We start from the raw sequence: 14,838 nt of genomic DNA, 5'->3' as shown, positions 1-14,838 counted from the left end.
AGCGACAATGAAATACTCACTGATGCTGCTAACTGCCTTAGTTGCAGCGCCATTGGCAGCACCACTGGCGGCAAAAGGGCCGTTGACGGTAGAACACCTGAATCAGTTTAATAAAATTAATGCCATTAGCATGTCAGACGACGGCCGCTACCTGGCTTATGTGCAAAGCAACGGCGGTTTTGCCCCGGCTAATCACAGCACTGATATTTATTTAAAAGACCTGCGCCAGAACAGCCCGGCTAAGCGGTTAACCCAGAGTACTGCCAGCGAGCGGGCACTGGCGTTTAGCCAGGATGGCCAACACTTATATTTTATTGCCAATCGTAGTGGCAGTAATCAGGTATGGCGTTTGCCGCTAAACGGTGGCGAAGCGCTGCAACTTACTGATTTACCACTAGCGGTTGAAGGTTTTAAAGTCGCGGCAGATGGCAAAACCCTGGCGCTTTCACTGGCGGTATTGCCGGGTTGTGACACATTACAGTGTACGGTAGATGCCAAGGCAGCAGAGAAAGAGCGTAAAGATAGTGCGCTGGCATATGACAGCCTGATGGTGCGGCACTGGGATCACTGGCGTGAACCGTATCGCAGCCAGCTGCACGTTGCCACTATTGGCGATGACATGGTGACTGATGCCAGAAACCTGATAAGCGACTGGGATACCGATATCGCCGGCATCGACCAGGTTGCGTTTACACCCGACAACCAGCATCTGGTATTCAGTGCCAAAGCACCGGCTAAAGATCAGGCCTGGCATACTAACTACGATATATTCCAGGTCTCGGTAAATGGCGGGGAGAAGGTTAACTTAACAGCAGAGAATCAAGCCTGGGATGCCAGGCCAAAATTTTCGGCTGACGGCCGTTTTATGGCTTACTTGGCAATGAGCAAGCCCGGCGCTGAAGCGGACAGTTTTGGTTTAATGCTGCTGGATATGGTGACCGGACAGCGCAAAGAGCTGGCAGCAGACTTTGACCGCTCGGTCAGTGACTACCAGTTTGGCAGTGACAACCGGACTATTTATGTTACCGCTCAGGATCTGGGCCAGTACAGTATTTTTGCCATCAACACCAGCTTTGGTGATGTGCGCAAAGTCTATGGCAATGGTTACGCCGGTAATTTACAGGTAGCCAGCGACAAGCTGGTGTTTACCAATCATCGCTTAGATATGCCGACCGAAGTGATGCAACTCAGTACCGATGGTGGCCAGTTAACCCAGCTAACCGATATCAATGCTAAATGGCGGGAACAAGTGCAATTTGGCGACTATGAGCAATTCAGCTTTAAAGGCGCCAATGATGCCACTGTGTATGGTTACCTGGTAAAACCATGGGATTTTGACGCCAGTAAAAAATACCCGATGGCGTTTTTAGTGCATGGCGGGCCGCAGGGTAGTTTTGGCAATATGTTTAACGAGCGCTGGAACGCTCAGATGTATGCTGCTAAGGGTTATGCAGTAGTGATGGTCGATTTTCACGGCTCAACCGGTTATGGCCAGGCGTTTACCGATGCAATCAGTCGTGATTGGGGCGGTAAGCCTTTGGAAGATCTTAAAAAAGGCTTTGAGTACATTGTTAAAGCCCAACCATGGATTGACGGCGACCGTGCCTGTGCACTTGGGGCCTCGTACGGCGGTTATATGATGAACTGGATTGCCGGCAACTGGCCAACCGGTTTTAAATGTCTGGTTAACCATGCTGGTTTGTACGATATGCCAAGCTTTTATGGCAGCACCGAAGAGCTGTGGTTTCCGGAATATGATTTAGGCGGGCCAGCTTGGCAGGAAGGTAGTGATTATCAGAAATTTAACCCGGCGGCCCATGCTGATAAATGGCAAACGCCGATGCTGGTTATTCATGGCTTAAAAGATTACCGGGTGCCTTATGCCCAGGGTTTAGGTGCTTTTACCAACCTGCAACGCAAAGGTATCGATTCGCGCTTGGTGATTTTCCCGGATGAAAACCACTGGATCTTAAATAAAGATAACCGGGTGCGCTGGTATAACGAAGTATTTGAGTGGCTGGAGAAGTACACCAAATAGTCAGTAAATATACAAAACCCCGCTTTAAGCGGGGTTTTGTATAAAAACGCCTTTGTGGGTTGGAGCAAAGAATGCAATTAAACGACGTAGTTATTCTGGACGGTGCCCGCACAGCTATTGGTAGCTTTGGTGGCAGCCTGGCCGGTTTAAGTCCGGCAGAGTTAGGCACAGCGGCCGCGACAGCGGCGATAAGCCGTAGCACTGTGACGCCAGCAGATATTGATCATGCGGTGTTTGGCCATATTATTACTACTGGCCCGGCAGATGCTTATCTGGCGCGGCATATTGCGCTTAACAGCGGCATGCTGCCCTCATCTGCTGCTTTTAACGTTAACCGCTTATGTGGCTCCGGCGTGCAGGCAGTGATCTCGGCCGCGCAGCAAATCCAGCTGGGACAAAGCAACATAGCCCTGGCAGGCGGTGCTGAGAGCATGAGTAATGGCGCCTATTTACTACCCAATGTCCGCCGTGGCCTGCGGATGGGCCATGCCACGGCTATCGATCTGACCCTGGCTATTTTAACCGACCCCTTTGGTAGCGGCCATATGGGTGTTACTGCTGAAACTATTGCCAGCCAGTATGGTTTAAGCCGCACAGATTTAGATAGCTTTGCTGCGCTAAGCCATAGCCGGGCAGCTTATGCGCAGCAGCAAGGCTATTTTAATGAACAAATAGTGCCGATTACCGTTAAAGCCGGCCGCAGTGAAAGGGTATTTTCGCAGGATGAGCATATCCGGCCGGATACCAGCATTGAGAGTTTAGCTAGGCTAAAGCCAGCGTTTCAAACAGACGGTATTGTTACAGCAGGTAATGCTTCAGGCTTAAATGACGGTGCGGCTGCGATGGTGCTGACCAGTATGGCTGAGGCAACCAGGCGCGATTTAAAGCCGCGCGCCCGCCTGCTCGGTTACGCCTTTGCCGGGGTAAAGCCCGGCGTAATGGGGCTGGGGCCGATACCGGCGGTGCAGCAGGTATTGGCGCAAAGCGGTATTACGCTTTGCGATATAGATGTTATCGAATCCAATGAAGCTTTTGCTGCCCAGGCCTTGGCGGTAAGCCAGGCACTGGAGTTAGAGCCGGCAAAAGTTAACCCGAATGGCGGTGCCATTGCACTGGGCCATCCTGTTGGCGCGACCGGTTCTATTTTAATTATTAAACTAATGGCAGAGCTTAAGCGCACCGGTGGCCGCTATGGATTAGTGACCATGTGTATTGGCGGCGGCCAGGGCATTGCGCTGTTGCTGGAATCCCTGCAATAGCGCTGCATGCTTTGGTGCTTAGGCACTTTCGCCGGCGATTTGCTGCAGCGCCTGGGCCAGTTGTGCCGGCTCCTGCGCGCCGGAAATAAGGTATTTATTATTAATAATAAAGGCCGGTACCGACGAAATGCCAGCCTGCTGATATTTGGCAATATCTTCGCTGACGGTATTGGCAAAGTCATCCGTTGCCAGAATCCGCTCTGCTTCACTCTTATCCAAACCTGCTTGCTCAGCACAATCGGCTAATACCACTGAGGCAGAGACGTCTTTTGCTTCACCAAAATAAGCGTCAAACAGTGCCAGCTTCATCTCTGTTGCTTTATTATCGGTGGCCGCCCATTTCACCAGCCGATGGGCATCAAAGGTATTGCAGGTAAACCGCTGCTGCATTTTATCAAAATTAAGACCAAGCTCACTGGCAACGTTCATCATATTGGCCTGGGCAGCGCGCATTTCATCTTCACTGCGGCCATATTTGCGGCTCAGCGCCGGCAAAATAGGCTCTTGTGCTGCGTTCTTATCCGGGTTTAGTTCAAAGGCATGCCACTCCAGCTCAACGCTAAGGTCTGGCAACGAAGCCAGCGCCTGCTGCAGTCGGGCATAGCCAATGGCACACCAGGGGCAGGCGATATCTGATACTAGGTCAATTTTCAGGGTGGTCATGCTGGCGATACCTCGCAATTTGCCCGGTTAATGTCATTGAGTCAGACGTTATCATAACCGTTTAAAACCAACCAGCCAGCTTGCTGCAAAGTGGCAACTAAACAAGTTTAGCAGTAAGAAAGTCGACTAGCACCCGCACCTTGGCAGACAAATGACGGTTTTGTGGGTAGATCGCCCAGATACCATCATCGGGTTGGCGAAGATCATTCAGCACCGCGACTAACTCACCACTTTGTAATTTTTCACTAACGTAATAGTCGGGCAGTTGCACCAGACCTAAATCTTTTAATGCGGCATCGAGCAGCGCCACCCCACTGTTACAGATAACCCGGCCCTGCGGTTTAAACTGCAGTATTTTCCCTTGCTGCATAAAGCGCCACTGGGTGACTGTGCCGGTTAAGCATTGGTGCTGTGCCAGCTCAGCAATACTTGTGGGTGTGCCATTCGCTGCCAGATAAGCCGGCGAGGCCACCACATATTGGGTGCGGCTGGCCAGCTTACGGGCAATCAGGCTGGAGCTTTCCAGGGTACCCAACCTGATAGCCAGGTCAAACCCGCCCTGAATTAAATCAAGCTTGTTATTGGATAGTTGTAAATCCAGCTCGGTATCAGGATAAAGCTGTAAAAAATCATGCAGCAGTGGCGCGATGCGGGTTTCGCCGTAAAACACCGGCGCAGTAAGTTTAATTAAGCCGCGTGGCGTGGCTTTTAAATTTGCCAGCGTACGGTTGGCTTCTTCCAAACTGCTGACCAGGTGGCGGCAATGCTGTAAATACAGCTGGCCTTCTTCGGTCAGGTTGACATTGCGGGTGGTGCGATACAACAGCTTAATAGCCAGCTGCTGCTCCAGCTCGGCAATATTGCGGCTGACCTGAGCGACTGAAATACCCAGCTGTTTGGCAGCTTTGGTAAAGCTGTGCTGTTCGGCAACCGCCACAAATTCGCTAATTCCGGTCCATTGTTTCATAAGTATCTCATAGTAGCTGCTTATTTATCCCAGGCTGTTTGGTAGATCTAGTTAGCCCGTACTAAGTAAGGCAGCGGTTGGAACCCCGTTTTGGTTGCCACAGAGTGTCTGAGCGAGCGCGCCAGCGCGAACGAGTTGCTGTGGCAAGCCAGGGCGGGCGTTGCAACGCAAGCTGCCTGCAGACCAACTATTACAAATTTGCAAAACTAATTTGTATTTTAGCTGTATTAACCCGGATATGGAAAAGATAAAAAACGCGTTATAGTTAAAGCCGTTAAATTTAAAATTACCGAGTTGTTAAAAGGATACCTTATGAAGATGATTAAAACCCGCGCCGCCGTCGCCTGGGGCCCAGGCCAGCCGTTATCGATTGAAGAAGTCGATTTAATGCCACCACAAAAAGGCGAAGTGCTGGTAAAAATTATCGCCAGCGGGGTGTGTCATACCGATGCTTTTACCTTGTCTGGTGAAGACCCTGAAGGTATTTTTCCGGCCATTTTAGGCCATGAGGGCGGTGGTATTGTTGAGGCAGTAGGTGAGGGTGTAACCTCGGTAGCAGTGGGCGATCATGTTATTCCACTGTATACACCTGAGTGCAGTAAATGTAAGTTCTGCTTATCTGGTAAAACCAATCTATGTCAGGCGATTCGTGCCACCCAGGGCAAAGGCCTGATGCCGGATGGCACTACCCGGTTCTCGAAAGACGGCAAGCCGATTTATCACTATATGGGCACTTCTACCTTCTCGGAGTACACCGTACTGCCGGAAATATCCCTGGCGAAAATCAATAAAGAAGCGCCGCTGGAAAAAGTCTGTTTGCTGGGCTGTGGCGTGACCACTGGCATGGGCGCGGTAATGAACACGGCCAAGGTAAAAGAGGGCGACACTGTTGCGGTATTTGGCCTGGGTGGGATTGGTTTGTCGGCGATTATTGGTGCGGTAATGGCTAAAGCCAGCCGGATCATCGCCATTGATATTAACGAAGATAAGTTTGATATTGCTAAGAAACTGGGCGCAACCGATGTGGTGAACCCAAAGAAATTCGATAAACCCATTCAGGATGTTATCGTTGAAATGACCGACGGCGGTGTTGATTTCTCGTTTGAATGTATCGGTAATGTCAATGTGATGCGCTCGGCGCTCGAATGCTGTCACAAAGGTTGGGGCGAGTCGGTAATTATTGGGGTGGCCGGTGCTGGCCAGGAGATTTCAACCAGGCCGTTTCAGCTGGTGACAGGCCGGGTATGGCGCGGTACGGCGTTTGGCGGCGTAAAAGGGCGCAGCGAATTGCCAGATTATGTGGAGCGCTATTTAAAAGGTGAGTTTGAGTTGGATACCTTTATTACCCACACTATGCCATTGGAGCGGATTAACGAAGCCTTTGATTTAATGCATCAAGGTAAGTCGATCCGGACTGTTATTCATTTTTAGAAATTAATTATTCTGGCTCAGGACAACCAAATATTTTGGGCAAAGACAATGTCAGAACAGAGACGGATTAGAACCCCGTTTTGGGCGCCACAGAGTGTCTGAGCGAGCGCGCAAGCGCGAACGAGTTGCTGTGGCGAGCCAGGGCGGGCGTTGTAATCTGTCTCTTTAACACTAAACGAGACATTTTATGACAACTTCAGCTTTAACCAAAGTTAGCGAACAACTTTGCTTTGGTGGGAAACAAATCAGGTTTACTCATCAGTCAGCCGTAACCAACTGTGAAATGCAGTTCTCGGTATTTCTGCCGCCTCAGGCACAAACCGGCAAGGTACCGGCACTGTACTGGTTATCGGGCCTGACTTGCACTGATGAGAATTTCTCAGGTAAAGCAGGCGCCCAGCGGGTTGCTGCAGAGTTGGGAATAGCACTGATTATTCCCGACACCAGTCCGCGCGGCGATGGTGTGCCGGATGATCCAGACGGCGCTTACGACTTTGGTTTGGGAGCCGGATTTTATGTTAATGCCACCCGCGAGCCTTTCGTAAAACACTACCAGATGTATGATTATATCGTCAGTGAATTACCAGCCCTGGTTGAGGCTGAGTTGCCGGTATCAGCAGTGCGGGCCATTAGTGGCCATTCAATGGGTGGCCACGGTGCGCTGGTTATTGGCTTGCGTAATCCTGAGCGCTACCGCTCAATATCAGCTTTCTCGCCAATTGGTAACCCAGCAAAAAGCCCATGGGGCATCAAAGCATTTAGCGGCTATTTGGGCGATGATCAAAGCCAATGGGTCCATTATGATGCTTCAGTGTTGCTGGCAAAAACTGAAAAGGAATTGCCAATCCTGGTCGATCAGGGGTTAGCAGATAACTTTTATCCGCAACAGCTGCGCACTGAAGCTTTAATTGCCGCGGCAGAGCAAAGCGGTGCTAAAGCACAGATCCGGCTACAGGACGGTTATGATCACAGCTACTACTTTATCGCCAGTTTTATCGAGCAGCATTTACGCTTTCATGCAAAATATTTAGCAAACTAACTTTAAGTTTGAAAAGCGGCTGGAACCCCGTTTCGGTCGCCACAGAGTGTCTGAATGAGCGGAAGCGAATGAGTTGCTGTGGCGAGCCGGGGCGGGTGTTGCAGCCAGTTTTCTTTTTGAGTTTACGGTTTATGCCTAGCTCCAGCCCGCGCTTTGGTTACTAGCAGATACCTTATCTCTGGTATTTTTGCTTTTGGTACTGGCATAATCAACTACATTTGCCGTAACGGCCCGCAACAAGGAGTATTGCATGAGCTACGATACCAATAATATTTTCGCCAAAATTTTGCGCGGTGAAATTCCCAGTTTCAAAATATATGAAGACGACTACACCCTGGCGTTTATGGACATTATGCCGCAGGCTGAGGGCCATGCCCTGGTGATACCGAAATTTGAAGCCACCACCTTGCTGGACATTCCGGCTGACCAGCTTACCCATACCATGACTACCGTTCAGAAAGTGATAGCAGCGCAAAAATCAGAACTGGGCGCTGAGGGTGTGGTGTTAATGCAGCTTAATGGCGAAGGTGCCGGCCAGACGGTACCGCATTTACATTTTCATCTTATCCCGGCCCATTTATCCCAGTTAAAACGCCATGGAGCTGAGCAGGGAGATATGAAAAAAATAGAGGCAATTGCGGAAAAAATTCGCGCCGCGCTGTAAAGCGCAGTAAGCTTTGGCAAAACTACAATAATAAGTAGCTTATGCCTTACCAAGCCGAGAACGCACCAGCCTTATTGTCGTGGCTACGAAGTTCAGTACTTCTGCGTCATAGTCTGCTATTTATTTTATGGCTGGCAGTCTGGATGCTGGGTTTACTGGTGGAGTACACCGAACACGCCAGCGTCTGGTTTCCTGCTGCCGGGCTAACATTTGCAGCGCTGTTTATTGTCGGGCTGCGAATACTACCGGTACTGCTTTTGGCGTGTGTGGTTATTACCTTCTGGACCGTCCATTATTATCAGTTGCAACTGACTAGCTGGCAGACCTTACAGGGCGGCTTCCTGTTCGGACTGGCCCATATTGTGCCCTATTACCTGGGTAGTCAGCTGTTGCGCCGTTTGGCAATAACTACACAATGTACCCTGCCACTGTTTGTTATAGGCTTTATTTTGCTGGCGGCAAGCAGTGCGCTAATTGCCACCTGGACTGTTATCGCAGCTTTAGTGTTTGCTGGTATGATGTCAATCAGCGCAGTCTCTGCAACCTGGTTACCATTCTGGGTCGGTGACATGGCAGGCGTGATAGTTCTTGCCCCGCTATTTGCCGCGATACTCAGTGTGTTTTATCCGGCGACGACATCACTTGGCCAGTTTGTCGGGCCGGGCCAGCGCTTTGCCAGTCGTTACTTTATTTACAAATTACTGTTAAATCTGGTTCTGCTGAGCCTGGCAATGTTACTGGCCAACTATGCTGATACGCCGGAAAGTGCCTTCGCTATCTTTTTTCTGGTGATCCCCCATATGTGGATTGCCTGCACCGAATCTGCCTTTTATACCACCTTAAGCGTTGCTATCAGCAGCTTTGCTATTGCTTTGCTGGTAAATATTTTCGCCCTGATGGACTACGTTATGGTGTATCAGTTCGCGATAGTTGTTATCGGGGCTAATGCCCTGTTTGGGTTGGCGGTGCCGGCGTTAATGGCCTCGAACAACCAGTTACGATTAGTGGCCTCGACCGACAGTCTGACCCGGGTTGCGTCACGCGACTACCTGCAACAACGGTCGGAACTGGAAATCAGCCGCAGTTTGCAGCAGGACGAACCGTTATGTCTGATGGTGTTTGATATTGATCATTTTAAGCAAATTAATGATAAATATGGCCATAGCACCGGCGATCAGGTGCTGTTACATGCTTGTCAGCAGGCACAGCAAATACTCAGGCCAGCCGATGTAATCGGCCGCTATGGCGGTGATGAGTTTGTGGTGATTTTACCCAATACCGCTAAAGAAGCCGTGGTAGCCATTGGCAACAGGATTATCGAACGGTTGCAGCAGATAGAATTAGCGGAGCAGTTAACGGTATCTGCCAGTTTTGGTGTGGCAGCATTGCAGCCGGGGGACAGCTTCCGCAGTCTATTTGAACGGGCAGATGCTGCGCTATACCGTGCCAAACAGCAAGGGCGAAGTCAGGTTGCCTGGCACTGATCCCGAATGGGTAATTGACCTGACTTATTTTCACTTGAGCTCAAAGCGGTTTGTGCTTATGGTAAGCGCAAGTTATCAGTTTTAGCAAAATGGACTTGTTTATGTTGTTTTCTAAACGTGCTGCTGCGCTTGTTGCCTCTCTTGCAATTAGCTGCGTTGTTGTTGGCTGCAGCAGCCAGCTTGCTACAGACAGTAGCAATGAACAGAATGATGGCCTGCGCCTGACCCTGGTTCATATTAATGACACTCACTCTCAGTTTGATGCCACCCCGGCCAGTGTGCGGGGGCCGGATGGTGAGCCTTTATATACCTTTATCGGCGGCCACCCGCGCTTATTGACCAAAGCACAGCAACTGCAGCAGCAGGCAACGGCGAACGGGATTGCATCTTTGTTCCTGCATGGCGGCGATGCCTTTAAAGGCAGTGCTTATTTCGAGTTATTTGAGCAGAAAATAAATATCGATATTCTGAACCGGATGGGCCTGGATGCCATGGCCCTCGGCAACCACGAGTTTGATATTGGCCTGACCAAGTTGGCCGATTTTGCCGCTAATATTAACTTTCCGCTACTGGCGGCCAATGTCGACACTGACGCTGAGCCGGCCTTAGCAGATGTTAATAACTTAAAAAGTTACCAGTTATTTACTGTTGATGGCAATGAGCTTACCCCGGTTGCCGGCACCACCGATGCAGCAGGCAAAATCATTGTAGCCGTGTTTGGCCTGGCGCTGGAAGATATGCGCAGCATGGTGCCGGGCACCGGCGAGCTGGTGTTCGCTGCTGAGGTGGCATCTGCCCAGGCAACAGTTGATTATCTGCAAACCCAGGGCGTAAACCATATTGTTGCGCTGACTCATTTAGGCCATCAGCGCGATTTACGGTTAGCACAACAGGTTAATGGTATTGATGTGATTGTCGGCGGCCATTCGCACAGTTTACTTGGCGATTTTCGCCAGTGGTACCTGGGCCAGCAGCCGCCGTATGCGGAGCTCATCGCTAATCCGGATGGTGTCGGCCAGACCTGTATTGTGCAGGCCGGCCAGTTTGCTCAGGCAGTCGGGGCGGCAGAGCTTAAATTTGACAGCGCCGGACGCTTAAGCCAGTGCGATGGTGAAAACACCTTACTGGCCAGCCGGGATTATTTCAGTTTGCCCCTGCGTAGTGAAAGTAGCCGTATAGCCGAAGCAGAGCAGGCAACAACCGAAAGTTATATTAACAAGCTTAAACGCACCGCTATTACTGAAGAGAACCCACAGCTGCGTCAGGTATTAGACGAGGTGTATTTACCGGCTGTGCAAAAAGCTTATGGGGCGCAAATTGGTGTCACCGAACAAACTATTAACCATGTACGCTTGCCGGGTACTGGCGGTAGCGATCAGCATGGCTCGGTACTGGCCGGTCATATTACTGATGCGATGTATTATTGGTTAAACCAGCCGGCGGTGCGTGCTAAAACTGGTCGTCAGGTTGATTTCACCTTAATTGGCGCTGGTAATATCCGGGCTGATCTGGCGGCAGGCGCGATTTATGAAGGCCATATCCGCTTAGAGGTATTACCCTTTGATACTCCGCTGAGTATTGTCACAATAACCGGCGCTGAGCTGACAGAGCTACTGAGGGATGTGATTAGTGCCACCTTACCGGAGGGCGCCCATGCCGGCAAATTCCCGTATGGCAGTCATTTGCGCTATATCGCCCGTGAAGCAGAAAATGGCGAGGCTGTCCTGGAGCAGTTGCAATGGTTGCAGGGACAGCGCTGGCAGGATATTGAGCCGGATGCCCAATACAGTCTGGCGACCACTAATTATCTGGCTAACGGCAATGATGGCTGGCAGCGGCTGCAACAGGTACAGCAGCAAAGCACCGACCGGATTGACGTGATTATTGAGCAGCAGCAACTGGCCATTTATCCGCTTAACCGGGTAGAGGCTATTACCGACAGCAGCGGCCAGCAGGCATTTGTGCCGCAGTATCAGCAAGCAGACGGCCTGCCGTGTAAAGTAGCAGGTAACGATTGCAAGGTGGCAGCCGCTGCGATGATCGATTATTTAAAAGCCACACCGACCTTGTGGCAGCAACAACGGCAACCCACCGTTACGCTCTACAGGCGTTAGAGCGGGCCATGGATAAGACTAAGCAGCATGCCGGCCACGGCTGCTGCGGCCAATACCCGCATAATGCTTTGCTCAAATTTAAATAATGCCAGGCCGGCCGCTAAACCCAGCAACAAGGCGATAATATCGAACTGGCCGCTTAAGCCCGCTGGCCACAGCACATAGTAGCCAAAAAATAGCGCCAGATTAACAATTACCCCGACTACCGCCGCGGTAACGCCTGTCAGCGGCCCGGTAAAAGCCGCTTGCTGACGGCTGGCTTCCACTAACGGCGCACCGGCGATAATAAACAAAAAAGATGGCAAAAAGGTGAAGAAGGTGACGATGGCCGCCGCCATCACCCCGGCCTGGAATAAACTCTCCGGGCCAAATAACTGCTCGCTCCAGCCGGCGACAAAACCGACAAATGTCACCACCATAATCAGCGGCCCCGGCGTGCTTTCGCCCAGGGCCAGGCCATCAATCATTTGCAGCGCGGTTAGCCACTGGTATTGCTCTACTGCAGCCTGATACACATAGGGCAGTACCGCATAGGCACCGCCAAAGGTCAGCAGTGCGGCTTTAGTGAAAAACCAGGCCAATTGGGTTTGAGTACTGTGCCAGCCATAGACGGCAGTCAGCAAGCCAATCGCCGCCAGCCAGATAACAATACCAATTGCCAGGGCAGCAAGCAGTTTGCGCCAGCTAAAACCTGCTGCCGAGTGCGGGCTGTCATCATTGATAAGCGGGGCAGTCTCTGCCACGCCACTGGCCGCTGCAGAGGGCACCGCCAGCTGGCTTGGCCACCATTTCATCAGTATTAACCCGCCGAGTGCTGCTGCCAATATGATTAGCGGAAAGGGCAGGTTAAAGCCGGCAATGCCAATTAATGCCAATAGCGCTAACGCTGCCAGGGCAGGGGTATGCAGGGTTTTCTTCGCCAGACGCCAGGCAGCAAACAATACGATGGCAGTAACGGCTGGCTTTATGCCATACAGCACACCTTGCAGTAACGGTACGTCGCCGTGTGCCAGATACAGCCAGGCCAGTAAAGACAAAATAAAGAAAGAGGGCAGAATAAACAGCCCTCCGGCAATAAAAGCGCCGCGTTTGCCATGCAGCAGCCAGCCGATGTAAGTCGCCAGTTGTTGTGCTTCCGGCCCGGGTAGTAACATGGTGTAATTCAGCGCATGTAAAAAACGCTGCTCTGATAGCCAGCGCCGCTTTTCAACCAGTTCCTGATGCATCATGCCCAGCTGGCCAGCCGGGCCACCAAAGCTGATAAAACCCAGCTTCAGCCAGTATAAAAAGGCCTCGCGCAGGCTGACCTGAGTTTGCTGTTCTGCCATCAATTTTTTCCTTAGCGCTTAAATTTCGTTTCCAGAATAACCGACGAGGTGGTGCGTTCCACCCCTTCCAGGTTACCAATATCATCCAGAATATGGCTGAGCTGCTCGGTATTTTGCGCCTGTACTATGGCAATTAAATCGTATTCGCCACTGATGGCATACAGTGCCGCCACCTGGGGTATTTGCTTGAGCTCAATATTAGTGCGGGCAGTCAGTTTCTGGCGCACTTTAATACTGACATGGGCTGCTACCAGGGTGGCTAAATACGCATCGCCATACTCTACCGTGTAGCCTTTGATCACGCCGCTTAATTCCAGCTTTTGCAGCCGGGTTTGCACCGTAGAGCGTGACACACTGAGCTGGCGGGCTAAATCAGAAATACTGGCCCGGGCGTTATGCTGTAACACCGCTAGCAACTTTTCATCTTCTTTGCTAATGGCGCTTCTATTGGCACTTTTAAGGGGGTGTTCTGACACTTTACTAAATCCTTCCGTTAAAATGACGTATTTACCTATTAAATTGTTAATAATGATACTGCACATTGCTAAAGCTAGCCAATATAATAGTGGCATTGTTTCCGCCCCAACTAACACCAACAACATTTACGGGGCCTTTGCTGACCGACAGAGGTAAAAAATGGTAGTAAGCAGAAGTTTGTTTGATGAAGTGATGGTACCTAACTATGCTCCGGCGCAGATTATTCCGGTAAAAGGCCAGGGTTCTAAACTGTGGGACCAGGCGGGCAAAGAATATATCGATTTTGCCGGTGGTATTGCCGTTAACTGTCTGGGCCACTGCCATCCGGCGTTAGTTACCGCTTTAAAAGATCAAGCCGATAAGCTGTGGCATTTATCTAATGTACTCACCAATGAACCAGCATTGCTGCTGGCCAAAGCGCTGGTCGATAATACCTTTGCTGAAAAAGTCTACTTTGCTAACTCGGGCGCCGAAGCCAATGAAGCCGCGTTAAAGCTGGCCCGTCGTTATGCTAAAGACAAATATGGTGAGCATAAAGATCAGATCATCTCGTTTAAGCAGGGCTTCCATGGCCGTACTTTCTTCACCGTTACCGTTGGCGGCCAGCCAGCCTATTCAGATGGCTTTGGCCCTAAACCCGAGGGCATTGAACATGCTGAGTTTAATAACCTGGATAGCTTAAAAGCACTGATCAGCGCCAATACCTGTGCGGTAATGGTTGAGCCAATGCAGGGCGAGGGCGGTGTGGTGCCGGCTACTAACGATTTTATTAAAGGCGTGCGCGAACTGTGTGATGCCAACAACGCGCTGCTGATTTTTGATGAAGTGCAAACCGGCGTCGGCCGTACCGGCGAGCTGTATGCCTACATGGCGTATGGCGTTACCCCGGATATTCTGACCACCGCCAAAGCGCTGGGTGGCGGCTTTCCAATTGGTGCCATGTTAACCACCACCGAAATTGCTAAGCACTTAGTGGTGGGCACCCATGGTTCTACCTATGGTGGCAACCCACTGGCTTGTGCGGTGGCATTGGCGGCAGTGGATACCGTCAACACCCCGGCGGTACTTAAGGGTGTGCATAGCAAAGCGGAGCTGTTTAAGCAGGAATTACAGCGGATTAACGCTAAGTACAAGATATTTAGTGAAGTACGTGGCATGGGCTTATTAATTGGCGCGGTATTAAATGCCGATTACGCCGGTAAAGCGCGGGATATTATGCTGGCGGGCGCTGAGCACGGGGTAATGACCCTGGTGGCCGGGATGAACGTAGTGCGCTTTGCGCCATCACTGGTTATTCCGGATGCTGATATTATTGAAGGCATGGCCCGGTTTGAGCAGGCAATTGCTCAGATCGCAGCAGCAAAACAGGCGTAA

12 protein-coding genes are annotated in these 14,838 nt (G+C 50.9%); 8 read left to right on the top strand and 4 right to left on the bottom strand.

Going from position 1 to position 14,838, the window contains the following annotated elements:
* Positions 1-7 precede the first annotated feature (7 nt).
* The gene (locus tag CRO03_RS07430) at positions 8-2,038 is read left to right on the top strand and encodes a S9 family peptidase (protein ID WP_170948966.1); all 2,031 of its coding nucleotides are present in this window, start codon (positions 8-10) and stop codon (positions 2,036-2,038) included.
* Between the two features lie 71 nt (positions 2,039-2,109).
* A complete protein-coding gene (bktB, locus tag CRO03_RS07425) occupies positions 2,110-3,297 on the top strand; it encodes a beta-ketothiolase BktB (protein WP_097111004.1) in 1,188 nt (395 codons plus the stop codon).
* A gap of 18 nt (positions 3,298-3,315) precedes the next feature.
* On the opposite strand, the gene CRO03_RS07420 is transcribed toward bktB, so the two are convergent.
* Together CRO03_RS07420 and CRO03_RS07415 are read right to left on the bottom strand one after the other, a co-directional pair.
* The gene (locus tag CRO03_RS07420) at positions 3,316-3,960 is read right to left on the bottom strand and encodes a DsbA family oxidoreductase (RefSeq protein ID WP_097111003.1); all 645 of its coding nucleotides are present in this window, start codon (positions 3,958-3,960) and stop codon (positions 3,316-3,318) included.
* 97 nt (positions 3,961-4,057) lie between these two features.
* The gene (locus tag CRO03_RS07415) at positions 4,058-4,927 is read right to left on the bottom strand and encodes a LysR family transcriptional regulator (protein WP_097111002.1); all 870 of its coding nucleotides are present in this window, start codon (positions 4,925-4,927) and stop codon (positions 4,058-4,060) included.
* Positions 4,928-5,248: 321 nt separating this feature from the next.
* Here CRO03_RS07415 and CRO03_RS07410 point away from each other — a divergent pair, with 321 nt between their 5' ends.
* The 5 genes from CRO03_RS07410 to CRO03_RS07390 all read left to right on the top strand — a co-directional run bounded on the left by CRO03_RS07410 (position 5,249) and on the right by CRO03_RS07390 (position 11,659).
* Positions 5,249-6,358, top strand: coding sequence for an S-(hydroxymethyl)glutathione dehydrogenase/class III alcohol dehydrogenase (locus tag CRO03_RS07410; protein ID WP_425426997.1), 1,110 nt, complete (start codon positions 5,249-5,251; stop codon positions 6,356-6,358).
* A 187-nt stretch (positions 6,359-6,545) separates the two neighbouring features.
* A complete protein-coding gene (gene fghA, locus CRO03_RS07405) occupies positions 6,546-7,397 on the top strand; it encodes an S-formylglutathione hydrolase (protein WP_097111000.1) in 852 nt (283 codons plus the stop codon).
* A 250-nt stretch (positions 7,398-7,647) separates the two neighbouring features.
* Complete coding sequence (locus CRO03_RS07400) at positions 7,648-8,061, top strand: HIT family protein (protein WP_097110999.1); 414 nt, start codon at positions 7,648-7,650, stop codon at positions 8,059-8,061.
* A gap of 41 nt (positions 8,062-8,102) precedes the next feature.
* A complete protein-coding gene (locus tag CRO03_RS07395; protein ID WP_097110998.1) occupies positions 8,103-9,545 on the top strand; it encodes a GGDEF domain-containing protein in 1,443 nt (480 codons plus the stop codon).
* Positions 9,546-9,646: 101 nt separating this feature from the next.
* A complete protein-coding gene (locus CRO03_RS07390; RefSeq protein WP_097111267.1) occupies positions 9,647-11,659 on the top strand; it encodes a bifunctional metallophosphatase/5'-nucleotidase in 2,013 nt (670 codons plus the stop codon).
* On the opposite strand, the gene chrA is transcribed toward CRO03_RS07390, so the two are convergent.
* Both chrA and CRO03_RS07380 read right to left on the bottom strand, forming a co-directional pair.
* Complete coding sequence (gene chrA / locus CRO03_RS07385; protein ID WP_097110997.1) at positions 11,656-12,987, bottom strand: chromate efflux transporter; 1,332 nt, start codon at positions 12,985-12,987, stop codon at positions 11,656-11,658. The genes CRO03_RS07390 and chrA overlap by 4 nt on opposite strands.
* 11 nt (positions 12,988-12,998) lie before the next feature.
* Positions 12,999-13,463 carry an Lrp/AsnC family transcriptional regulator gene (locus CRO03_RS07380; RefSeq protein WP_245861522.1) on the bottom strand — a complete coding sequence of 155 codons (465 nt, stop codon included), beginning with the start codon at positions 13,461-13,463 and terminating at the stop codon, positions 12,999-13,001.
* Between the two features lie 160 nt (positions 13,464-13,623).
* Between CRO03_RS07380 and CRO03_RS07375 the strand changes: the two genes are divergently transcribed.
* Positions 13,624-14,838 (top strand): aspartate aminotransferase family protein, encoded by a 1,215-nt coding sequence (locus tag CRO03_RS07375; RefSeq protein ID WP_097110996.1) that lies wholly within the window; start codon positions 13,624-13,626, stop codon positions 14,836-14,838.

Source organism: Arsukibacterium tuosuense, from assembly GCF_900215315.1.
GTDB lineage: Bacteria > Pseudomonadota > Gammaproteobacteria > Enterobacterales > Alteromonadaceae > Alishewanella > Alishewanella tuosuense.
The sequence above is the reverse complement of the archived record's forward strand: the minus strand, read 5'-3'. Positions and strand labels throughout refer to the sequence as shown.